We start from the raw sequence: 23,658 nt of genomic DNA, 5'->3' as shown, positions 1-23,658 counted from the left end.
CCGAAGGTCAGCACCACCAGCAGCAGTGGCGGAAAGCCCAGACTCCGCTCTTCCTCGGACTTCCAGTCACTCATCGGCCGGCCTCAGTGGTGAAGGAGCGTCCAGATGGGCGGCGCAAGCCTCCTGGGCGAACGCCTTAGATCAGCCCGCCTCAGGGGAAAGCTGCACAGATTTGTCTCCCTGCTAATTATCCTGCACAAAATGTCGCTACGACTCTCAGTAACTAATTCGTAATTTAATGTAAGAAAAAAGCCACAAGCTAAGCGCCGTGGCTTCACATTCTTATGGCAGGCAAGCCCTGACGGCTGGCTTTGTGGCAACCGCCACCCTACCTGCAGACACACCAGCAGGCCCGATGCCCCCTGCGACATGATGACTGACAGCATCGAGGCACAAGCCCGCAAGCCACCGCTCGCCGCCAGCAAGAAAGATCAGCCTGTGGGTTTCAATGAGCGCCGTCGCCGGACGACAGCTCCAGACCCAGGAAAAGCTCCACCAGGCCGGTGAAGCGATGGGGAGAAATACCGGTAATCTCGTGGATGCGATCCAGCCGATAGCGCAGAGTGTTGCGATGGACATGCAGGGCATCGGCGCAGCGACTCAGGTTGCCCTCGTGCTCGATCAGCATTGCCAGGGTCTTGAGCAGACGCCCATGGCTGTCGGCGCCACGGATGCGCTCGACCGCCTCGCGCAACTGCTCGCCTTGCCAGCCATCGTTCAGTGGCGACAGCAGCACCGGAAGGCGCAGCTCGTCGTAGTGATAGGTCATTCGCTCGGGAAACTGGCGCTTGCCGATCGCCAGTACCTGCCGGGCGCTCTCGTAGGACAGGTGGAGGTGGCCGGGTGCATCGAAGGCACGCCCGACGGCGACCTTGACCCCGTGAATATCGTGGCGTGCCAGTCGCGCCAGCAGGGCTTCGATAGCCCCGTCGGGGCCTGGGTGTGCGCCCTGCCTGCGCTGTCCAGCCTGATCCATCACCGGCTGGAGCACCAGAGCGCGATGGGGTGACACCTGGGTGACCAGGCTGTCGTGGGCCAGAAGGTCCATCAATCGCTGCATGGCGTCCAGATCTGCGCTGGGCGATCCTCTGTCCAGTTCGATCAGCACCGCCAGTCGTCGACAGGCGACGTCGATCCCTAGTCGCTCGGCCCAGTCATGAAGTTGCTCGGAAGAAAGCTCAGCGTTGACCCATGACAGGATAAAACCTTCCCGGTGGCGCTTGGCCCACTCAAGCTGACTCAGCATGTCGGCCTGTTCGACCAGCATCTCGGCGGTCACCTTGACCAGCCGCGCCGCCTGACGTACCTGCGATGGCGGACCGGTGATACCGAGCACCCCCACGGTCTCGCCGGCGCACTGAAGCAGCAGATTGATGCCCGGCCGAGCTCCCTTGAAAGCATCGACGTCATGCTCGGATATCTCGAGTCCATTGCCACGCTGAAGCGCCAGCATTGCGCCATCATGCAGGGTACCCAGACGCGAGTGATCACCGCTGGCGATGATCACCCCGCGCGCGTCCATCACGTTGATGTTGGCGTCGAGAATATCCTGGGTCTTGTCGATGATCTGCTGTGCGAGCTCAGCGCTTAGAATCATGGGGCCACCTGCCGCCGCTGGCGAAGAAACGCCATCTTCGCCTTGCGACTGAGCGGCTGCAAGCCGGCGGTCTAGCCTGCGCCCCAGGCTGAGCCATAGACGGCACCACAGTCGGCGCCCTAGGCTAGGCGCCCTAGGCTGAGCCCTTCCCTGCAGCCCTGGATTCGCCGTTATCATCGAGCCCCAGCAGGTGGGCCTGGATCGCCTGATGGACCGACGGCAACAGCACCTCCTGCTTGTCCATCAATTCGCGCACCAGCGCCGCAAGGCCGGGCAGGCCGACCTCACGAGCCTTGAGCCTGGCCATCCTGGCGCAGGTCTCCGGGCAGGCATCCTCGGGCAGGCGCACTCCCAGCGCCAACAGCCGATCACGAAAGTCACGACCGTCGATCAGCTCGGCAATCATCATGGTGGGTGACTCCTTGTTGCTGTGTCTTACGTTCAGATTAGGGCTTGTCTGAAAAGTGCCTGCGCTCGGTAATACGGCGTTAAAAATCGGATCAAAATGCTCATTTACACCCCGTAAACTGCGCTTTCTCACCGATTTTTGCCTTGTCTAACCTTCGCTCGTCGACTTTTCGGACAGCGCCTAGGTGACCTGGGCCGGCTCGGCGCGACTCAAGCGACAGGCGGCATACTTGAACTCCGGAATCTTGCCGTAGGGGTCCAGCGCCGGATTGGTCAGCAGATTCACCGCCGCCTCCACATAGCAGAAGGGTACGAACACCATGCCGTCGGGCATGCCGTCGTCGAGCCGCGCCACCAGGGTGATGGCGCCACGCCGGGTGGTGATGGTCACCCGCTCTCCCGGGTGCACACCCAGCCGGGTGAGCTCCCCCACCGACAGGCTGGCCACCGCCTCGGGCTCCAGGTCGTCGAGTACCTGGGCCCGGCGGGTCATCGAACCGGTGTGCCAATGCTCAAGCTGGCGTCCGGTGGACAGCACCGTCGGGTAGTCACGGTCGATGGGTTCATCGGGCGGCAGCGGCAGCGCCGGCGAGAAGCGCGCCTTGCCGCTCGCCGTGGGGAAGGCCTCGGAGAACACCACGTCTTCGCCCGGCGCCCCTTCCGCCAGGCAGGGATAGGTGACCGCGCCTTCGCGCTCGAGTCGCTCCCAGTCGATATGGTTCAGCGAGGCCATCCCCTTCTGCATCTCGGCGTAGACCTCGCGCGGGTGGCCATAGTCCCAGTCGAGGCCGAAGCGCCGCGCCATCTCCTGGATGATCCACCAGTCCGGCCGCGCATCACCGGGCAGCGGCAGCGCCTGGCGCCCTAGCTGCACCTGACGGTTGGTGTTGGTCACGGTACCGTCCTTTTCCGGCCAGCTCGAGGCCGGCAGGATGACGTCGGCGAACTGCGCCGTCTCGGTGACGAACAGGTCCTGCACCACCAGATGTTCGAGGCTTGCCAGCGCACCACGAGCGTGGGTCAGGTCCGGGTCCGACATGGCCGGGTTCTCGCCCAGAATGTACATGCCGCGGATGGTGCCGGCGTGGATGGCGTCCATGATCTCGACCACGGTGAGGCCCGGCTCGGGATCCAGGGCGTCGCCGCTGCCGTCGCTGCTTATGCCGGCGTTGCCCCACAGCTCCTCGAAGGAGGCCCGCACCTGGGCGTCGGACACCGGCTGGTAGTCCGGCAGCACCATCGGGATCAGGCCGGCATCGGAGGCTCCCTGGACATTGTTCTGGCCACGCAGCGGATGCAGGCCGGTGCCGGGGCGCCCGGTGTGACCACAGGCCAGCGCCAGCGAGATCAGGCAACGGGCGTTGTCGGTGCCGTGGGTATGCTGGGAGATCCCCATGCCCCAGAAGATCATCGCCCGTTCGGCGTTGGCGTATTCCCGCGCCGCCGCGCGGATCTCGTCGGCGGGCACGCCACAGGCCGCGGCCACCGACTCCGGCGTCTGATCGCGCACCGCTGCCTTGAGCCGCTCGAAGCCCTCGGTGTGCTCACGGATATAGGCCTCATCGAAGAGCTGCTCGTCGATGATGACGTTCAGCATGGCGTTGAACAGCGAGACGTCGGCCCCCGGGGTGAAGCGCAGTACCCGATGGGCATAGGCGCCCATGGCCTGGCCCCGTGGATCGATGATGATGAACCGGGTGCCACCCTTGGCCGCCTGCTTGAAGAAGGTCGCCGCCACCGGATGATTGACCGCCGGATTGCAGCCGGTGAGGATCACCACGTCGGCGTTCAGCGCCTGCATGAAGGAGGCGGTCACCGCACCGGAGCCGATGCATTCCATCAGCGCCGCCACCGAGCTTGCGTGACACAGCCGGGTGCAGTGGTCGACGTTGTTGGAGCCGAAGCCGGTGCGTACCAGCTTCTGGAACAGCCAGGCCTCCTCGTTGGAGCACTTGGCACTGCCGAAGCCTGCCAGCGCCCTGGGGCCGTGGTCGGCCTTGAGCCGGGTCAGGCCCCCGGCGGCCAGCGCCAGCGCCTCGTCCCAGTCGGCCTCACGAAAATGGCTCAGTGGCCGGGCGGGATCGAAGCCCTCGTCCATGCCCTTGGGCACGCCCTCGCGCCGCACCAGCGGCCGGGTCAGCCGCGACGGGTGGCGGCCGTAGTCGAAGCCGAAGCGTCCCTTGACGCACAGCCGCCCCTGGTTAGCCGGGCCGTCGCGGCCTTCCACGTAGAGGATGGCGTCCTCCTTGACGTGGTAGGTCAACTGGCAGCCGACACCGCAGTATGGACACACCGAGTCCACCTTGCGCTCGGCGCTGTCGCTGTTACCACGGCCCTGGGCATCGATCAGGCTGGTCGGCGACAGGGCGCCGGTGGGACAGGCCTGGACGCACTCGCCGCAACCCACGCAGCTGCTCTGGCCCATGGCGTCATCGAGGTCGAACACCACCTTGCTGGCGGCACCGCGATGGGCCATGCCGATGACGTCATTGACCTGAACCTCGCGACAGGCGCGCACGCACAGGGTGCAGTGGATGCAGGCGTCCAGATTGACCGTCATCGCCGGATGGCTGGTGTCGTGGCCTGCTGTCGCGGAAGCATGGCGCCCCCCGCTCGCATCATCTGCGATCGGCGGGCACTGGCCGGGAAGGCGAGCGCCGGGCGCATGACGCACGACGTCGGGCCTGCGCCTGGGATAGCGTGCGCGGGCGCGGGTGGCGTCCACCGCCAGGTGATCGGCCATCTGCCACAGCTGGCTTGCACGGTCCGGGCTATCGTCGCGCGGCGGCTGATCGCTGAGCAGCAGCTCCAGCACGCCCTCGCGGGCGACCCGGGCGCGCTCGGACGACTGGCTTCTGACCACCATCTCGGGGCGCGCCTCTCTCAGGCAGCTGGCGGCGAGCACCCGCTCGCCTTCGATCTCCACCATGCAGGCGCGACAGTTGCCGTCGGCGCGGTAGCCGCTGGCGTCCTTGAAGCACAGGTGCGGTATGGTCTCCCCGGCACGCTTGGCCACCTGCCACAGGGTCTCGCCGGGCCAGGCGCTCACTTCGACACCATCCAGCGTCAGCGTGAAGGACTCAAGCGTCGAATCATCAGCGACGTGGGAGACAAAAGCGTTCCGGGATCCGGTCATCAGCACGCTCCCTCGGCGGTATCGGTGACGATGATGTCGTGGCGCCCCAGATCATCGCGGAAGTGGCGCAGCAGACTCAGCACCGGATTCGGCGCCGCCTGTCCCAGGCCACAGATCGAGGCGTCCTGCATCACCCGGGACAGTCGCTCCAGGTCCTCCACCACCCATTGATCGCGCTCGAGCAGGCTCAGCATCTTCTCGCTGCCGACCCGACAGGGGGTGCACTGACCGCAGGATTCATCGGCGAAAAAGGCCAGCAGGTTGGTGGCCACCGCGCGCAGGTCGTCCTGATCGGACAGCACGATCACCGCCGCCGAGCCGATAAAGCAGCCCTCGGCCTGGAGGGTGTCGAAGTCCAGTGCGATATCCGCCTTGGCGGCAGGCAGGATACCGCCGGAGGCGCCCCCCGGTAGGTAGCCGGCCAGCTGATGGCCCGGCGCCATGCCGCCGCCGTACTCGTCGACCAGCTCGCGCAGGCTGATGCCGGCGGGCGCCAGATAGACACCAGGCCGCCGCACCCGCCCGGACAGCGAAAAACTGCGCAGGCCGCTGCGCTCGCGCCGGCCCTGACCGGCGTACATGGCCACGCCCTCGCGCCACAGCACCGGTATCCAGTACAGGGTCTCGACGTTGTTGACCAGCGTAGGCCGGCCGAACAGGCCCTTGAGGGCGACCAGCGGCGGACGATGCCTGGGCTTGCCGGGCTTGCCCTCCAGCGACTCGATCATCGCCGACTCTTCGCCGCAGATGTAGGCCCCGGCGCCACGCCTGAGGATAAGCTGGCCCGGCTGCGCGATACCGGCGTCTTCGAGCTCCTCGATGGCCTCGATCAGTACCCGGTGGACGCCGGGATACTCGTCGCGCAGGTAGATATAGACGCCTTCTGCCTCAACCGCCCAGCAGGCCACCAGGGCGCCCTCCAGCATCTGGTGGGGGGCGCGCTCCAGGTAGTAGCGATCCTTGAAGGTCCCCGGTTCACCTTCGTCGGCGTTGACCGCGCACCAGCGAGGACCGGGCTCGGCGCGAACGCTCTGCCACTTGCGATGGGTCGGGAAACCCGCGCCGCCAAGCCCCCGCAGCCCTGCGCGCTCGAGCATCGAGGTCAACTCATTGACCGTCACCTGGCCTTCCCGGCAGCCGCGCAGCAGCTCGTAGCCGCCCTCTCGGCGATATTCGTCGAGGCGCTGCCACCGCACCGCCTCGGGGTGGACCTTGCCGGTTTCCACCAGCACCTCCACCGCCTGCGGGGTGGCGTGGCCCAGGTGGTGGTGCCCCACCTCGACCACCGGCGCCAGGTCGCAGCGGCCCATGCAGGGGGCGCGGGTGACGCGCACCTGCTCGGGGTCGAGACCGCTGCTCAGGGCCTCGGCCAGACGCTCGGCCCCGGCCAGTTCACAGGACAGCGAGTCGCACACGCGCACCGTCAGTGCGGGTGGCGGCGCCTCGCCGTCATGCACCACATCGAAGTGAGCGTAAAAGGTCGCCGTCTCGTAGACCGCCGCCATGGGCAGCGTCATGTAGCTCGCAAGCGCCCTCAGCCAGTCAAGCGCCAGATGACCATTGGCGTCCTGGATAGCGTGCAGGTGCTCGATCAAGAGATCCCGCCGCCGCAGCTCGGGGTGCTTGCGTTCATCGCCCAGCAACCGACGCAATGCCTCGAGGAGGTCGGGATCGGTCTGGCGCCCCTTGAGGGTCGCCCGGGTACGCCGGGATCGGCTGGCGTCGGAAGTCACGGTGGTATCGGGTTCGACGGTCATTGCTTGACTCTAGTTATGTCCATGTAAGGCGGCGGTGCGGACTTTGCCGGGTCGACGCGCCCTGCCACTGGCGGTCCCTGCCTTGATGCTGGCACCGCTTGGCGTCAGCGTCCATCGCCTTGTGGACTACCTTGTTGACCGTGCCGGGCCCCGCCGGCAGGCAAGACGCCCTCTGCCTCGAGCATCGACAGGATGGCGGCGGCCCCTTCTGTGGCCGAGACATCCTCGAGCACCCGACCACCGCCCCCTTCGGCCTTGGCGGCGGCGGCCTTGAAGCGATCGCGGGCGCTGGTGGCGGTGACGATCTTGAGCCGCCTGGGGCGGGCGCGGGCCGGGATCAGCGGCCACTGCTCCACCGCCGGGTCCAGCACCAGCTCTTCGCCTGACTCGACCAGACGCAGCTGACCACGCCGGGCCGGACCGAAGGCGCTCTGGCGCGCGGCCGGTGCCGCACTGTCCACCCCCAGGATGGCCGGCAGGGTCACCGCCAGACGGCGTCGCTGTCCCTGCGGCAGCGCCTGCAGCACGATGGCCCGGAACAGCGCGGTCTCCTCGCAGTCATTGACCTTGCCTGGCTCGCCGTCCTCAGCGTGCCGATGGCGACCCTCGATCGCTTCAATACGCTCGAGGGCCACCACTCCAGGGACCCAGGCCCAGCCGAGTTGCTCGGCCAGCACCATGGGCAGCATGCCGGTGCCCTCGCCCTGCTCGGCACGCATCCCGCACAGCACCAGGCGCGCCTGACGGTGGTGAGCGTCCCCCGCCGAGGGCGATGCCAGTGACGCCCGAAGTGGCGCCATGGCGTCCGCCGCCGCCGGTGCCTTGATCCAGCGAATGGCGTCCAGGCCCATGCCCAGATAACCACGCAGCGCCGCTTCGGTGTCGTCGCCCTCCGGCCCCAGGTGCCAGGGAATCAACTCCACCTCGGGAGGGGTCGTCTTCTTGGTCTGCAACGCCTGTCTCAGCGACAGCGCCATTTCCAGCGCCCGGGCATCGCCATCGGCACGCTGGGCGCGACCGGTCAGGCGATGGCGCCCCACCGACAAAAGCACATCCAGGCGAAGCGAGGTGATGGCGCTGGCTTGTAGGTAGGCAGCGTCTGCGCTGGAGGCGTTGGCGTTGGCCTTGGCTTTGTTTTTGACACCGCCGTTGGCATCGGCACTGACGCCGATCTGGGCCTCGCCATGGTGGGAGGAAGATTCAGGCAACATTCAGGGTCTCCTTCGGGGATGTTTCCGCTGGCCGGGACTCGTGGGCATCGCCACGCTTGCTATCACCTTTGCCTCCACGTTCCCCCCCGGCCTCGACCAGACGTACCAGTTCGGCGAGGATCTCGTCGCCATTGCCAATCACCGACAGATCGGCCCGCTTGACCATATCGCAGCCGGGGTCGCGGTTGACGGCGATAACCTTGTCGCAGCGCTGGATCCCCTGCAGATGCTGGATCGCCCCGCTGATCCCCACCGCCAGGTATACCCGGGCGCTGACGAAGGTGCCGGTGGCCCCTACCTGGCGATGGCGTGGCATATGGCCGTCGTCCACCGCCACCCGGGAGGCGCCTTCGCTGGCGCCCAGCGCCTGGGCGGCCCGGTGAAAGCCGGGCCAGTCGCCAACGCCATTGCCGCCGGACAGGATAAAGGGCGCCTCGTGCAGCGCGATCTCGGCAGGGTCCACCGCCACCGCGCCAAGATCCTCGACCCTTGCTTGGGGTGCTTGGGGCACGTGCGGTGGCTCCAGGGCCATCGCTCTCGCCTCATGGCGGGTCTCGACCACCGGCTCGGCGCATTCGGCTAGCGCCATCAGGATGCGCGGCAGCGGACGGGGCTGGTCCTCGCGCCCGGACCCGGTCCGACAGACGCAGGACCCGCCGGCATCGAGCCCGCCATCCGCCTCGACCCGCCACACTCCACAGGCGGGCCGCTCGCCCAGCCGTACCGCCAGCCTGCGCCCCAGATCGCCGCCATCCAGGGCGGTATCGGGAAACAGCCAATGGCGCGGGGCCAGCGCGTCGTCCACTCGAGTACAGGCCGCCAGGCGTGCCTCGGGGGCATAACCCTCCGCCACCGCCAGGCAGACCACCCGATCCGCCCCGGCCTCGCCGAGCGCCTGCTCCAGCGCGGGTGGCGGCGAATCCCCGAACAGGATGGCCACCACGGCCAGTTCAGCTCCCTCTGGCTGCGAACCGCTATCGGCCAGTCGACGGGCCAGGCCGAACAGATCGCGATCGTGATCGATCAGCCTGCCGGTGGCGGTATCCGGGACCACTGCGATCCAGCCCGCCGGGGCCTCCAGCGTCACCGCTCGGCGCCGGTCGCGGGCGGCCTGAACGGTTGCGGTCTGGGCGCGACCTGCAGGCGACGCGGTGGCTCCCGCCTGGACACCGCTGCGGTCGATACGCCGACGACCGTTGGGGCCAATAAAGCCCACCGCGTGGGGGTTCCGGCGCAACCGTCCCTGGGGGCCCATCGACGCCGGCGGCGAGGTGGCGCCCTCCAACGTGGCCAGCACCGACTGATGCTGCGGATGCAGGCGGTTGCGGGCGATCCAGTCTTGCCGGGGATCGCGACGCCGCCGAGCCGTCGCTACTGGGGTGCTGCCTCGCGTCGCTTCGTCGGACGTGCTCATTGGCTCAGCTCCTCTACATCACGGCCCACGCCTCGGTCCACGGCCGGGTCAGCGCCTCTTGCCACACCTCCTTTTGCGGCGACCGTGCTGTCGTGTGCTGGCGCCTTGCGCGCTTGGCGCTTGCCGGCAGGTGGCTCGATCAATGCCTCGGCCACCAGCTCGGCGATATCGCGCACCTGGGCGGTGGCATCGACCACCCCTTCGAGCATGGCGGTGCATTGGGGGCAGCCCACCGCCACCAGCTCGGCGCCGGTCTCGGCCACGTCGGCCATGCGCATGTCGGGAATCCGCCGCTCGCCGGGCACGTCGGTGATCGGGGCGCCGCCCCCCCCACCGCAGCAGCGTGAACGGAAGCCGGAGCGCTGCATCTCGGATAGCTCGATGCCGAGCGCCGCCAGCACCTGGCGCGGCGCCTCGTATTCGCCGTTGTAGCGCCCCAGGTAGCAAGGGTCGTGGTAGGTGACACGGCCGCGCTGACGGGATTCGAGCGTGAGCCGTCCGTCGGCGATCAGCTCCTGAATGAAGGTGCTGTGGTGGCGCACCCGGTAGTCGCCGCCGAAGGCGCCGTACTCGTTGCCAAGCACGTGGAAGCTGTGGGGGTCACAGGTGACGATGGTCTGGAAGCGATAGTGTGAAAGCATCGCCACGTTGGCCCGGGCCAGACGCTGAAAGGTCGCCTCGTCTCCCAGCCGGCGCGCCACGTCGCCGCTGTCGCGTTCCTCGTTACCAAGCACGGCAAAGTCCACCGACGCCGCCCGCAGGATCTTGACCAGGGCACGCAGAGTACGCTGATTGCGCATGTCGAAGGCGCCGTCCCCCAGCCACAGCAGCACATCCACCTGGCCGTAGTCGCGCATCAGCGGGAGCGTCAGGTCGGCCGCCCAGTGCATGCGTGACCCAGGGGCAAAGCCGCCGGGATTGTCCGTGGCGATCAGATTGTCGAGCACCGCCGCGCCCTTGCCCGGGGTCTTGCCGCGCTCCAGGGTCAGGTGACGGCGCAGGTCGACGATGGCGTCCACGTGCTCGATCATCATCGGGCACTCTTCCACGCAGGCCCGGCAGGTGGTGCAGGACCACAGGGTATCGGCATCGAGCAAGGCGCCCCCCGCCTCGACGACGATGGGTCCAGCCGGCCGGCCCTGGTTCTGAGACTTGTCTTGACCTCTATCTTGAGTGAGCGGCCGGCCGGGATAGGGCGAACCGTGGTAGCTGTCGGCGCTGGCGCCGGTCATGCCACGGACCATGTCCTGGATCAGCTTCTTGGGATTGAGCGGCTGGCCGGCGGCGAAGGCCGGGCACACCGCCTCGCAGCGCCCGCACTGCACGCAGGCATCGAAGCCCAGGCGCTGGTTCCAGGTGAAGTCCTCGGGACACGCCACCCCCAGCGGCGCCTCGGGGTCGTCCAGATCGAGCGCCTTGAGCCCGGTGGAGCGCGGCGTGCGCCCCTCGCGCTCGCTTGAGCGCGTGGAAAAGCGCTCTGCCCGGCGATGCCAGGCCAGGTGCAGCGCACCGGCGAAGGCGTGCTTCATCGGCCCGCCCCAGGTCATGCCCAGCAACATCTCGGCGAGTCCCAGCGCGAGCCCCACCAGCAACACACCAGCCAGCGCCCAGCCGAGGATGCCGCCGAGCCAGCCTGGCGGCAGCAGCGAGGAAAGCAGACTGACCAGTGCAACGCCGGCAAGGCTTGCCGAGAAAACCGTGAGGCTCCTGGGCAGGCGCATCCAGGGGCCACGCGACAGCCGCGCCGGCGGCGAGCGCCGCCGCCTGGCGACCAGCCTGGCACCGACCAGCATCAGCACGCTGGCGGCCAGCATCAGGCCGGTCAGGCCGAGCCTTAGCCCCGCCGGCATCGGCACCAGCAACACCAGCAGCATCAGCAGCGCGGCGGCGACGAAGCCCCCGGCGGTGGCCACGTGGGTGTGGGCGAAGGCCTTGTCCCGGGCCACCACGTGGTGCAGATCCACCAGATAGCGTCGTGGCATCGCCGCCAGGCCCGCCAACCAGGGCACCGGCGAGGGCCGCCCGCGTCGCCACAGGGTGAAGCGTCTGGCCCCACCCACCAGGGTCAGTGTCAGCACGGCCAGCACCAGCACGGCCAGCAGGTCAGGAAGAACGGTTGCGGGCATCTTCTATCTCCTCTCGACGAGGGGCAGGCGGGCGGCGACTGGGCCGCCCTCGTGGCTCGCTCAAACGTCCTTGCACAGACGCAGGGCGTCATAGATGGCGGCGTGCACATTGCGCGGCGCCACCCCGTCGCCCAGTCGGAACAGCACGAAACCGGCGCTGCGATCTCCAGCGCTGCGACCTTCTGCGTCCAGGTGCGCCAGGCAGGGCTGCGGCCTGGCCGCGTAGAGCGCTTCCAGATCGACCTGACCGCGATTGAGCGAGGCCTCCTTCATCTCGAGGTAGAGCCGCTCGTCCGGGCGCACGCCGTTCTCCACCACGATCTGGTCGACCACACGCTCTTCCTGGACCCCGCTGTACTCGTTCTCGAGCACCGCCACCAGCGACGCCCCCTCGCGGTAGACCTCGTGCAGCATCAGGTCCGAGGTCATGATGACCTCCTTCTCGTACAGGCTGCGGTAGTAGGTGGGGAAGGTGGTGCCCCCCACCGCGGCCCCGGGCTTGATGTCGTCGGTGACGATCTCGACCCGGGCGCCCTTGTCGGCCAGAAAGTCGGCGGCGGATACCCCGGAGAACTCGCAGATGGAATCGAATACCAGCACGTTCTGGCCCGGTGCCACCTTGCCCGAGAGGATGTCCCAGGTGCTGACAACCAGGCTCTTTTCCGGGTCAGGGTCGAAGCCCCAGTCGGCGTACTGGTCGAGAAACGGCCGCCCGCCGGTGGCCAGCACCACCAGGTCGGGCCTCAGGTCGTCGATGGTGGGCACATCGGCCCGGGTGCCCAGGCGCAGGTCCACCTTGAGCCGGGCAAGTTCGAGCTGATACCAGCGGGTAATCCCGGCGATCTGGTCGCGACTCGGGGCCCTGGCCGCCAGGGTGATCTGGCCGCCCAGGCTGTCCTCGGCCTCGAACAGGGTCACTTCATGGCCGCGTTCGGCCAGCACCCGGGCGGCCTCCATGCCACCGGGACCGCCACCCACCACCACCGCGCGACGCCTCGGGCCTTCGCTCTGGCTGATGACATGCGGCAGGCCCATATACTCCCGCGATGTCGCCGCGTTCTGGATGCACAGCACGTCGAGGCCCTGGTACTGGCGATCGATGCAGTAGTTGGCGCCGACACACTGACGAATCTGGTCGACCTGGCCCATCTTGATCTTGGCGATCAGGTGGGGGTCGGCGATATGCGCCCGGGTCATCCCCACCAGGTCGACGTAGCCACCTTCGAGGATGCGGTTGGCCTGGGTCGGGTCCTTGATGTTCTGGGCGTGGATCACCGGCACGCTGACCACTTCCTTGATGCCCGCGGCCAGGTGCAGGAAGGGCTCCGGCGGATAGGACATGTTGGGAATGACGTTGGCCAGGGAGTTGTGGGTGTCACAGCCGGAGCCGACCACGCCGAAGAAGTCCACCTTGCCGGTGGCGTCGTAGTAGGCGGCGATGGCCTTCATGTCGTCGTGTGTCAGGCCGTCGGGGTGAAACTCGTCGCCGCAGATGCGCATACCCACCACGAAGTCGTCGCCGACCTCGGCACGCACCGCCTTGAGCACCTCCAGGCCAAAGCGCATGCGGCCCTCGAAGGTGCCGCCCCAGGCATCCTCGCGCTTGTTGACGCGGGGGCTCCAGAACTGGTCGATCAGGTGCTGGTGCACGGCGGACAGCTCGACTCCATCGAGACCGCCCTCCTTGGCCCGGCGCGCGGCCTGGGCGAAGTCACCGACGATGCGCCAGATTTCCTCCTCCTCGATGGTCTTGCAGGTGGAACGATGGACCGGTTCGCGGATGCCCGAGGGCGACACCAGGGTGGGCCAGTCGTGGCCATCCCAGCGCGAACGACGCCCCATATGGGTAATCTGGATCATGATCTTGCCGCCGTGGCGGTGCACCGCCTCGGCCAGATTCTGGAAGTGCGGAATGATGCGGTCGGTGGACAGGTTCACCGAACTCCACCAGGCCTGGGGGCTGTCGATGGAGACCACCGAGGAGCCGCCGCAGATGCATAGCCCGCAGCCGCCCTTGGCCTTCTCCTCGTAGTAGCGCACGTAGCGCTCCGTGGTCATGCCACCGTCGGTGGCGTGGACCTCGGCGTGGGCGGTGCTGACCACGCGATTGCGAATGGTCTGACTGCCGATGGTGATCGGCTCGAAGATCGCGTCAAAGGCCATGGGGAAACTCCTCTGCCCGGACGAAGGTGGAACCACGGCAGACGCCTTGGCCTGCGGTGGTCGCTGACGGGAGCCGCTGGCTGAGCTCGCCGACGGGTGTCGCTGGCTGGCCTCGCCGACGGAGGTTGCTGGCTGGGCTCGCCGACGGGGGTTGCTGAACAGGGTCGCCGATCGGGTTCGCCGAACAGCGTCACCTGACAGGAACACCAGGGCTGCGCACCGAATCGACGAGATAGCGCAGCTCAGCGAGACACGGTGGCGAGCGGCTGGACCTCGAAGCGGCCTACCTCGCAGCCTGGCTCGGCGGCGCTCTGGGTCTGCTCGGCACGGGTACGCAGTGCCGACCCCGAGGCCGCCAGGATCTGGTCCATGGCACCGGCGAACCAGCCGGTGAACATGTACTCGACCCGGTAGCCGACCTTGCCCAGCTGGTAGACGAAGGCGCTGTGTTCCAGTCGCACCCGGGCGGTACCCGCCTCCAGGTCGATGGCCTCGGTGATGAAGCGGCCCCAGCCTCGCTGGGACAGACGCGTCATGTAGTGCTCGAACACCGCCTCGCCGGCCAGACCGTGCAACTCGGCCTCCTTCTCGCACCAGTGCCAGGCGCTCTTGTAGCCGGCGTGGTAGAGAATCTCGGCGTAGGCCTCGACGCCCAGCGCCTGCTCCACGGCGATATGGTTGTTGATAAAGAAGTGTCGCGGCACATACAGCATCGGCAGGGCGTCGGTGGTCCAGACACCGGTCTCGACGTCCACCTCTATGGGCAGTTCAGGCGCCATCTTGGTCACGGTCGACTCCTTGGCAGGCGTTATTGTTGTGGTGGTTGTGTGCTATTCGCCCCAGACATCGGCCAGCACCCGTACCCAGTTCTCGCCCATGATCTTGCGCACCTGGGCTTCGCTGAGGCCGTGGCGCAGCAGCGCCTCGGTGAGGTTGCCGAACTCGCCGATGGTGCGAATGCCCTTGGGATTGATGATCTCGCCAAAGGAGGTCAGGCGACGGGCGTAGCCCTTGTCGTGGGTCAGCCACTCGAAGAAGGCCTGATCGTGGCCCTGGGTGAAGTCGGTGCCGATACCGATGGCGTCTTCGCCGACGATATTCATCACGTAGACGATGGCCTCGACGTAGTCGTCGATGGTGGCGTTGACCCCGGCCCGCAGGAAGGGGGTGAACATGGTCACGCCGACGAAGCCGCCGTGGTCGGCGATGAACTTGAGCTCCTCATCGGACTTGTTGCGCGGATGCTCCTTGAGCCCGGAGGGCAGGCAGTGGGAATAACAGACCGGCCTGGACGACTCGAGGATCACCTCGCGGGAGGTGTTGGCGCCAACGTGAGACAGGTCACACATCACCCCGACCCGGTTCATCTCGGCGACGATCTCGCGACCGAAGCCGGACAGGCCACCGTCGCGCTCGTAGCAGCCGGTGCCCACCAGGTTCTGGGTGTTGTAGCAGAGCTGGACGATACCGACGCCGAGCTTCTTGAAGATCTCGACGTAGCCGATCTGGTCTTCAAAAGCATGGGCATTCTGAAAGCCGAAGATGATGCCGGTCTTGTCTTGCTGCTTGGCACGCCGGATGTCTGCGGTGGTGCGCACCGGCAGCACCAGGTCGCTGCACTCTTCCATCAGCGCGTTGGTGGCCACGATATTGTCCACCGTGGCCTGGAACCCCTCCCACACCGACACGGTGCAGTTGGCCGCCGACAGCCCACCTCGGCGCATGTCCTCGAGGAGTTCACGGCTCCACTTGGCGATGATCAGACCGTCGATCACCGTGGCCTCGCGGTGAAGCGCCCGGGCGTCGATGGCACCAGTTTCGGTTTGCGTCAGAGGGGAGTTCATCGCTGTTGTCCTTACCCGCTTCAGGGAGAGCGCCAGCGGCAAACGCTGGCGTTGTGCGGGCAGGATAGCGCCGCCCCGGGGGGCCACGACGCCTGATTGCGACGACGAGAATTCCAAAAGCGTCACCGCCGTTCCGGCAGCGACAAAAGGCACCCGTGGGCAAAGGAAAGAAGCGAAACGACGCGCCTCAAAACACCGCGAAGACGTGCCGGAAGCAAAGGGGCGAAGAGGGAAAGAAGTGAATGGGCAGAACCCAAAGGATCAAGGACTGCGACGCCTGCCGGCTACAGCTTCTCCAGGTAGCCAAGCCCCAGGTTATTCATCTGTCGCTGAATCCAGGCGGCGTGACGGGCGGTGCGCGGCCCCGGGTGCGAGGCGCTGCGCTCTCGCGGGTTGGGCAGCACCGCCGCCAGGCGGGCCGCCTGCGCGGCGCTCAACTGATCGGCACCGACGCCGAAGTAGTGGCGACTGGCGGCCTCCAGGCCAAAGACCCCCCGGTCGAATTCGACGATATTGAGATAGACCTCGAGGATGCGCTCCTTGGGCCACAGCAGTTCCATCAGGGTGGCGAACCAGGCCTCGAACACCTTGCGCACATAGTCCCGCCCGGTCCACAGAAACAGGTTCTTGGCGGTCTGCTGGGTAATGGTGCTGGCCCCGCGCAGCGAGCCTCCGTTCATCGCGGACTCGATGGCACGCTTCAACTCCACCAGGTCGAAGCCGTGATGATCGGGGAAGCGCTGGTCTTCCGCCGCGATTACCGCCAGCTTGGCGTTGTCGGATAGTTCGTCCCAGGGACGCCAGCGCTGCTGGATGTCCAGCGGCTCGCCGGAGAACCAGGACGAGACCTCGCGCTCCAGCATCACCATGGAGCCGAACACCGGCACCACGCGAAACACCAGCACCAGCACCACTGACCCCAGCGCAAAGGCAAGGGTGGCGCGTAGCAGAAGTCGGCTGAGAGGGCGCCACCAGTTGCGCATGCATCGGGCTCGGTTGGAATCGATCCGGGGAGTATATCAAGGCCTTGGGTGGGGCGGGCAATCGCCGCTGTCAGCATTTTACCGGTGTGGCCAAAGGCTCTTCTGCCGATATCTGGCGTCCAGGCATGCCGAAGCCTGGTCCCTGGCTTCGTCCAGCAAATTCAGCCAGCGAAGGCGCATTGTTCAACACGCTCTTCGCTACTTGGGCAACACCTTGAAGCTGCCGTAGGTCGGCTCCCCGCGCGCTTCTTCCAACGCCGACAGCGCCCGGGACACCGGTTCGTCAGGGGCGGCCGCCAGCAGCGGGGATACGGTGCTACCGGCCACCACCGGTGAGAAGGCGCTCCAGCCCAGGCGTTCCTCCCGCGGCGGCAGGCCGAAGCACTCGCGGTAGCACTTGGAGAAGTGCGGGGTGGAGACGAAGCCACAGGCGGCGGCGATATCGATGATCGACATCGAGGTCTGCTTCAACAGCTGACGCGCGCGATTGAGCCGCAGGCGCATGTAATAGCGCGACGGCGAGCAGTGCAGGTTGCGCTGGAACAGCCGTTCCAGCTGGCGCCGCGACAAGCTGACATAGCGGGCCAGTTCGTCCAGGTCGATGGGCTCTTCAAGGTTGTTCTCCATCAGCGCGACGATCTCCTGCAGTCGCGGCTGGGTGGTGCCGAGCATATGCTTGAGCGGCACTCGCTGCTGGTCCTGCTCGCCACGCACCCGATCGCACACGAACATGTCGGAAATGCCCGCCGCCAGCTCGCGCCCATGGTCACGCCCGATCAGCGTCAGCATCATGTCCAGCGGCGCCGTGCCGCCGGAGCAGGTGAAACGGTCCCGGTCCATGGCAAACAGCTTCGAGGTCAGGCCGATACCCGGGTAGGCCTCCTGCAGCGCTGCCTGGCACTCCCAATGGGTGCTGACCTCATAACCCTCGAGCAGCCCGGCCCGGGCCAGCGCCCAGGCGCCGGTACACACCGAGCCAAATCGCTTGAGGTGGCGTGCCTGGGCCTTCAGCCAGCTGACGTGGCCCTGGTGCACATGGCGGGTCGGCGCCACGCCGCCGCAGACCACGACCATATCCAGCGACAGCGGCACCGTGATCGACGAGTCCGGCGTCACGGTCAGGCCGTCGCTGGCCTGAAGCGGCGCACCATCCAGGCTCAGGGTGAACCAGCGATAGAGTTCCTGGCCCGATAACTGGTTGGCCATGCGCAGCGGCTCGATGGCCGAGGCCAGCGAGATCAGGGTGAAATGCTCGAGCAGCAGAAAACCTACGGTCTGTGGCCCCTCGGGCCGGCTGGGCAGGGTCATGGTCATCTTCTCCACAGCGTCGGCCTCCTCGTCGCAAGCCACGAGGTACCGTCACGTCCATTTGTTGTTATCGCGACGTCGTAAACGGAACAGGACTCGCGCATGGTGTCGACACCCTCGACGTTGCCAGCGTCGCTACGGGTATCGCAGGCAGGAGCGTCCGTGCTTTTCTCCGACGACTTTACGCCTGGCGACTGAGTCTCGGCATCACAATAATCGCTATCGGCTGCCGCTTGACCAGTCGTCTCCGACAATGATGTCGCTGGTGACTATGACGAGGTCGCATCTGTCATCTGACAAGGCAAAGGATCGGCCATATTTCCCCATTCACGACAGGGCTATCTCTCCAGGCGACCCGGCGATGCCTTGCCGGGACGCCGCCTTTGGCTCGCCAGCCAGCGCACGCCCCCCCTGCCCGGACACGCCAAACCCAGCACTCTCTTCTCCCACTCCATGGCCCGGAAGTTCAGGCCGCAGAAATTCTGGACCCAAGAATCAAGAGCCCAGAAACGCCACGGCCCCCGATGATCGGGGGCCGTGGTGGATACCTTGGAGGGTACTGCAGGTTGGCGAGAAGTCTCGCTCAGCGCTTGGCGTAGAGCTTCTCGGCGTGGTAGCGCAGGTGATCCTCGATAAAGGTCGCGATGAAGAAGTAGCTGTGGTCGTAGCCGGGCTGGCGACGCAGGATCAGCGGGTGATCGCGCTCGGCACAGACCGCCTCGAGCCGCTCTGGACACAACTGCTCATCGAGGAAGTCATCGGCGTCGCCCTGGTCGATGAACAACGGCTGACGTGAGGCGCCACGGGCCACCAGTTCACAGGCGTCGTACTGGGTCCACTTGCTGGAATCCTCGCCCAGATAGGCCGAGAAAGCCTTGCGCCCCCAGGGGCACTGGGTCGGGTTGACGATCGGCGAGAACGCCGACACCGAGCGGTAGTGCCCCGGCTTGCGCAGCGCCAGAATCAGGGCACCGTGGCCTCCCATGGAGTGACCACTGATGGACTCGCGACCGTTGAGCGGGAAGTGCTGACGAACCACCGAAGGCAGCTCTTCGGTGACGTAGTCGTACATCCGGTAGTGGGCCTTCCAAGGCTCCTGGGTGGCGTTGACGTAGAAGCCCGCCCCGGAGCCCAGATCATAGCTGTCGTGCTCACCCGGCAGGTCGGTCCCCCTGGGACTGGTGTCGGGGCAGAGGATGGCGATGCCCAGTTCCGCCGCCAGCCGATGGGCACCGGCCTTCTGCATGAAGTTTTCGTCGGTGCAGGTCAGCCCCGACAGCCACCACAGCAGCGGCACCTTTTCCGTCTCGGCCTGGGGCGGCAGATAGATGGCGAAGGTCATCTCGCAGTCCAGCGCCCGCGAATGATGACGATAGCGCTTGTGCCAGCCGCCGAAGCTGCGATTGGCGCTGACCAGTTCCAGATGTTCGCTCATGGACATGGCGACTTCCCCTCAACGATGAAGCCCCGAGGTCCGGGGCGGATAAAACGACGCGGTGCGTTCTGGCGGACGACGCGGCCGTCTGGCGGTGGGGCGAGCTGGCATCAATACTGCGCCAGCATTCGACTCACCGCCAATCGGCGCCCGCCTGGCCCATCGCTTGGGTCAGGCGGGCGTGGCCTCATCAGCGCCGTCTCGATGCTACCGGCTCAGTAATGCAGTACGGTGCGGATGCTCTCGCCGGCGTGAAGCAGGTCGAAGGCTTCGTTGATCTTCTCGAACTCCATGTTGTGGGTGATGAAGTCGTCGATGTTCAGCTCGCCCTTCATGTACTGCTCGACGTAGCCCGGCAGCTGGCTACGGCCCTTGACGCCACCGAAGGCGGAGCCCTTCCATACCCGACCGGTCACCAGCTGGAAAGGCCGGGTGGAGATCTCTTCGCCGGCGCCGGCGACACCGATGACGATCGACTCGCCCCAGCCCTTGTGACAGCACTCCAGCGCCGAGCGCATGACGTTGACGTTGCCGATGCACTCGAAGGAGTAGTCGACGCCGCCGTCGGTCAGGTCGACGATCACCTGCTGGATGGAATCGCTGTAGTCCTTCGGATTGACGAAGTCGGTGGCGCCAAACTGCTTGGCCAGCTCGAACTTGTCCGGATTCACGTCGATGGCGATGATACGACCGGCCTTGGCCATCACCGCACCCTGGATTACCGCAAGGCCGATGGCACCGAGACCGAACACAGCCACGGTGGCGCCCGGCTCGACCTTGGCGGTGTTCATCACCGCGCCGATCCCGGTGGTCACCCCGCAGCCGAGCAGGCAGATCTTGTCCAGCGGCGCTTCCTTGGACACCTTGGCCAGCGAGACCTCCGGCACCACGGTGTACTCGCTGAAGGTGGAAGTGCCCATATAGTGATAGAGCGGCTTGCCGTCCAGCGAGAAGCGCGTGGTGCCGTCAGGCATCTGGCCCTTGCCCTGGGTGGCACGGACCGAGCTGCACAGGTTGGTCTTGCCCGAACGGCAGAACTTGCACTCGCCGCACTCGGCCGTGTACAGCGGGATGACGTGGTCACCGGGCTTCAGGCTGGTGACGCCCTCCCCCACTTCTTCCACCACACCGGCACCCTCGTGACCCAGTACCGACGGAAACAGCCCCTCCGGGTCGGCTCCGGACAGGGTATAGGCGTCGGTGTGACAGACGCTGGTAGCGACCACCCTGACCAGCACTTCGCCGGCCTTGGGGCCTTCGACATCGATTTCGGTCAGGGTAAGCGGCTTGCCGGCTTCCAGGGCAATGGCGGCGCGAGACTTCATGGCAATCTCCTCGGATCGGGGGTTGCACGCCAGGCATGAACGACCAAGCCTGGCGCACTAACGTAAGGGGCACGGGTCATCCTGACCCGGTGGATGATGACCACAGTCTAGACCTCGCTACGGACTGGGATAAAGCACGCATTCGGCATAACATTGTTGCTGTCTCGCAACAATGGAGAGCGCCATGCATCCTTGGGCCGGCATTGAAGCCTTTATCGAGGTGGTGCGCCTGAAGTCCTTTGCCGCCGCCGCCCGACGCCTGGGTGTATCCAGCTCCCACGTCAGCCGACAGGTGGCCGCCCTGGAAAGCCGCCTCGATACGCCGCTTCTGTATCGCACCACCCGCCAGATAAGCCTGACCGAGGCCGGTCGGCTCTACTATCAACAATGCGAGGCACTGGTCGACGGCTTTCGCGAGGCCGACGCCGTGGTCAAGGACTTCGAGGCTCACCCCAGGGGCGAGCTGGCGCTGACCTGCGCCACCACCTTTGGCGAGCGCTACGTGGCGCCTCTGATCAATGACCTGTTGATCCAGTACCCCCAGCTCGGCGTGCGCCTGCACTTCACCAACCGCCAGGTGGACCTGATCGAGGAAGGCTTCGATATCGGCATCCGCATGGGCACGCTGGAGGACAGCACCATGATCGCCCGTCGTCTGGCCGATCGCCGCGAGTACGTGGTGGGCTCCCCCGACTACTTCCAGCGCTATTCGCAGCCCCACGCCCTGTCCGAGCTGAAGCATCACCGCTGTCTGCATGGCTCACGCGATCGCTGGCGCTTCGCCGTCGACGGCATTCCCCGGGAAGTGGCGATCAAGGGGCCCTGGCAGGGCAACTCCGGCCCGGCCCTGCTCGACGCCGTGCTGAAGGGCGTGGGCCTGGGTCAGCTTCCCGACTACTACGTCGAGCACCATCTGGCCCAGGGTGAGCTGGTCTCGGTACTCGACACCTACCGTCACAGCGATACCGGCGTCTGGGCCGTCACCCCCCACCACCGCCACCGCTCCCCCAAGGTCCGCGTGGTCATCGACTACCTCGCCGAGCACCTCGCAGAGCGCCTGCCACCGCGATATCGCGACAGGCGAGGCATCGACGAGCCAGCGCCATCCGATTAACCCCCAGCGACAAAAAGGCCCTCGATACGCTTTCGTATCGAGGGCCTTCGACATCTGGTCACCAAAAGCCTTGTCTCCTATTGCCTGCCATCTGCGGCTATTGAAAGGTCCCATCCTCCTGATACTCCAGGCCGTAGTAGCTGGGAACAAAGATATTGTGTTCTTCCTGCCACTGGCGAGAAAGTCGGATCGCCTCACGGATCTGCTCAGGGGTCATTTGTTCTTCAAGGCGGGCTTTGTCGGGGGCGCTGCCGGGGGAGAGAAGGTCGTAATATTTATAGGCTTGGACGAGATCTATGTCGGTACCGATACCTTTTTCATAAAATGCTGCCAGCCCTCTAAACCCTGATGTATCGCGGCCATAAGGCATATCCTCCGTCCTAGAAAACCAACGAAATGCCTCATCGTCATCTTTATCTACACCTCTTCCTTCGTGAAGAAACACTGCCACATTCGTTGCAGAAGTCCTATCTCCTTGCTCTGCAGCCAATAAAAACCATTCGAATGCTGCAGCTTCATCTTTATCCACCAAGTCACGTAAAGTTAGCCCCCTATATGCCACGCCCAATTGTCTTTGCGATCTAATAAAACCTAGCCTAGCTGAATCCAATAGATATCTTAATGCAACTCCTTTGTTTTTCTCGACGCCACCCCCGGTATAGTACATTCCAAACAGAACGTGTCCCGCATCAACTGCACCCAACCTCCAGGCGTTCTCATTATATTTCACCATATCTTCAATATTTTTCTCCACATCAAAACCACGCACTCCACCCTGAGATAAAAATCCTGACAAAAAAAGCCCGGCCTTGAGGCCGGGCAGCGGGAGAACAGCGGCAATCGCCGTGTCTATTTGAAGTTCTTGCGCACCATGTTCTGGATCTCGCCGACGATACCGCTGCGAAAGCTCAGCACGCAGAGCACGAAGATGGACCCCAGGATGACGCTGACCCAGTTGCCCAGCGGCGACTGCGCCAGCTGAGTCTGCAGGCTGACCACCAGGCCAGCGCCGACCAGCGGGCCGAACAGGGTGCCGACACCACCGACCAGGGTCATCAGGATGACCTCGCCGGACATGTGCCAGTGGGCATCGGTGAGCGAGGCAAGCTGGAACACCACCGTCTTGGTCGCGCCGGCAAGGCCAGCAAGCCCCGCCGAGATGACGAAGGCCACCAGCTTGTAGGCGTCGACGTTGTAGCCCAGTGACACCGCCCGTGGCTCGTTCTCGCGGATGGCCTTGAGCACCTGACCGAAGGGCGAGTGCACGGTGCGCTGGATGATGGCGAAGCCGATCACGAAGATCGCCAGCACCACGTAGTACATCGCCAGGTTGTCGGACAGATCGATCAGCCCCAGCAGCTTGCCCCGCGGCACACCGTGCAGGCCATCCTCGCCCCCGGTGAAGGGCGCCTGGATGTAGAAGAAGAACATCATCTGGGCCAGCGCCAGGGTCACCATGGCGAAGTAGATGCCCTGACGACGGATCGCCAGCGCCCCAAACAGGGTGCCGAGGATCACCGCCGCCAGGGTGCCGACGACGATCCCGAGTTCCGGCGTCAGGCCCGGATAGCTCGACAGCAGAAAGCCGGTGATGTAGCCCCCGGTGGCGAGAAAGGCGGCGTGGCCGAAGGACAACAGTCCGGCGAAGCCCAGCAGCAGGTTGAAGGCACAGGCGAACAGCGCGAAGCACAGCACCTTCATCAGGAACACCGGGTAGGCAAACAGCGGCGCGACCAGGGCGATGGCCAGCAACACGATCATCAGCATGCCCTGGCGTCGGCGCGCGGCGCGGGCCCGGGTCTGAGTCGGCGTCGGCGAAGTAGTGGTTGTGGACATC

At 65.8% G+C, this 23,658-nt stretch carries 17 protein-coding genes; 1 reads left to right on the top strand and 16 read right to left on the bottom strand.

Annotated features, from left to right (window positions below; genetic code table 11):
• Window positions 1-445: 445 nt before the first annotated feature.
• From NFG57_RS03915 to NFG57_RS03850, 14 genes are all read right to left on the bottom strand, one after another.
• Window positions 446-1,597, bottom strand: a complete 1,152-nt coding sequence (locus NFG57_RS03915) for a sugar diacid recognition domain-containing protein (protein WP_348815418.1) — start codon at window positions 1,595-1,597, stop codon at window positions 446-448.
• 133 nt (window positions 1,598-1,730) lie between these two features.
• Window positions 1,731-2,006 carry a hypothetical protein gene (locus NFG57_RS03910; protein WP_045990997.1) on the bottom strand — a complete coding sequence of 92 codons (276 nt, stop codon included), beginning with the start codon at window positions 2,004-2,006 and terminating at the stop codon, window positions 1,731-1,733.
• 180 nt (window positions 2,007-2,186) lie between these two features.
• Window positions 2,187-5,141: a formate dehydrogenase subunit alpha gene (gene fdhF, locus NFG57_RS03905; RefSeq protein WP_348815416.1), complete on the bottom strand. Its 2,955-nt coding sequence runs from the start codon at window positions 5,139-5,141 to the stop codon at window positions 2,187-2,189.
• Entirely contained in the window at window positions 5,141-6,898 is a 1,758-nt protein-coding gene (locus tag NFG57_RS03900) for an NADH-ubiquinone oxidoreductase-F iron-sulfur binding region domain-containing protein (RefSeq protein WP_348815415.1), read from the bottom strand. The genes fdhF and NFG57_RS03900 overlap by 1 nt, the downstream gene beginning before the upstream one ends.
• A gap of 104 nt (window positions 6,899-7,002) precedes the next feature.
• On the bottom strand, window positions 7,003-8,109 hold the full coding sequence (locus tag NFG57_RS03895) for an electron transfer flavoprotein subunit beta (RefSeq protein WP_348815414.1): 1,107 nt from the start codon (window positions 8,107-8,109) through the stop codon (window positions 7,003-7,005).
• Window positions 8,099-9,523: an electron transfer flavoprotein subunit alpha/FixB family protein gene (locus NFG57_RS03890; protein WP_348815413.1), complete on the bottom strand. Its 1,425-nt coding sequence runs from the start codon at window positions 9,521-9,523 to the stop codon at window positions 8,099-8,101. The genes NFG57_RS03895 and NFG57_RS03890 overlap by 11 nt, the downstream gene beginning before the upstream one ends.
• On the bottom strand, window positions 9,520-11,649 hold the full coding sequence (locus tag NFG57_RS03885) for a DUF3483 domain-containing protein (RefSeq protein ID WP_348815411.1): 2,130 nt from the start codon (window positions 11,647-11,649) through the stop codon (window positions 9,520-9,522). The genes NFG57_RS03890 and NFG57_RS03885 overlap by 4 nt, the downstream gene beginning before the upstream one ends.
• 60 nt (window positions 11,650-11,709) lie before the next feature.
• The gene (locus NFG57_RS03880) at window positions 11,710-13,812 is read right to left on the bottom strand and encodes an NADH:flavin oxidoreductase (RefSeq protein ID WP_253555417.1); all 2,103 of its coding nucleotides are present in this window, start codon (window positions 13,810-13,812) and stop codon (window positions 11,710-11,712) included.
• A gap of 242 nt (window positions 13,813-14,054) precedes the next feature.
• Window positions 14,055-14,600 carry a DUF5943 domain-containing protein gene (locus NFG57_RS03875; RefSeq protein WP_222515607.1) on the bottom strand — a complete coding sequence of 182 codons (546 nt, stop codon included), beginning with the start codon at window positions 14,598-14,600 and terminating at the stop codon, window positions 14,055-14,057.
• A gap of 42 nt (window positions 14,601-14,642) precedes the next feature.
• Window positions 14,643-15,656: a dipeptidase gene (locus NFG57_RS03870; protein WP_108448107.1), complete on the bottom strand. Its 1,014-nt coding sequence runs from the start codon at window positions 15,654-15,656 to the stop codon at window positions 14,643-14,645.
• Window positions 15,657-15,940: 284 nt separating this feature from the next.
• Window positions 15,941-16,639 (bottom strand): monofunctional biosynthetic peptidoglycan transglycosylase, encoded by a 699-nt coding sequence (gene mtgA / locus NFG57_RS03865; protein WP_045994978.1) that lies wholly within the window; start codon window positions 16,637-16,639, stop codon window positions 15,941-15,943.
• Between the two features lie 198 nt (window positions 16,640-16,837).
• Window positions 16,838-17,953: a GlxA family transcriptional regulator gene (locus NFG57_RS03860; RefSeq protein ID WP_045994991.1), complete on the bottom strand. Its 1,116-nt coding sequence runs from the start codon at window positions 17,951-17,953 to the stop codon at window positions 16,838-16,840.
• 577 nt (window positions 17,954-18,530) lie between these two features.
• Window positions 18,531-19,388: an S-formylglutathione hydrolase gene (gene fghA / locus NFG57_RS03855; protein WP_045994979.1), complete on the bottom strand. Its 858-nt coding sequence runs from the start codon at window positions 19,386-19,388 to the stop codon at window positions 18,531-18,533.
• A gap of 209 nt (window positions 19,389-19,597) precedes the next feature.
• Window positions 19,598-20,707, bottom strand: coding sequence for an S-(hydroxymethyl)glutathione dehydrogenase/class III alcohol dehydrogenase (locus tag NFG57_RS03850; RefSeq protein ID WP_045994980.1), 1,110 nt, complete (start codon window positions 20,705-20,707; stop codon window positions 19,598-19,600).
• Between the two features lie 184 nt (window positions 20,708-20,891).
• On the opposite strand from NFG57_RS03850, the gene NFG57_RS03845 reads away from it, so the two are divergent.
• On the top strand, window positions 20,892-21,821 hold the full coding sequence (locus NFG57_RS03845; RefSeq protein ID WP_108131345.1) for a LysR family transcriptional regulator: 930 nt from the start codon (window positions 20,892-20,894) through the stop codon (window positions 21,819-21,821).
• 97 nt (window positions 21,822-21,918) lie between these two features.
• Here NFG57_RS03845 and NFG57_RS03840 read toward each other — a convergent pair whose 3' ends face one another.
• Window positions 21,919-22,590: a tetratricopeptide repeat protein gene (locus NFG57_RS03840; RefSeq protein ID WP_348815408.1), complete on the bottom strand. Its 672-nt coding sequence runs from the start codon at window positions 22,588-22,590 to the stop codon at window positions 21,919-21,921.
• 80 nt (window positions 22,591-22,670) lie between these two features.
• The gene (locus tag NFG57_RS03835; protein ID WP_348815406.1) at window positions 22,671-23,657 is read right to left on the bottom strand and encodes a branched-chain amino acid ABC transporter permease; all 987 of its coding nucleotides are present in this window, start codon (window positions 23,655-23,657) and stop codon (window positions 22,671-22,673) included.
• Window position 23,658 lies beyond the last annotated feature (1 nt).

Source organism: Halomonas sp. H10-59 (assembly GCF_040070555.1).
Classification (GTDB): Bacteria; Pseudomonadota; Gammaproteobacteria; order Pseudomonadales; family Halomonadaceae; genus Halomonas; species Halomonas litopenaei.
Note: the sequence above shows the minus strand (reverse complement) of the source record. Positions and strands in the feature narration are given on the sequence as shown.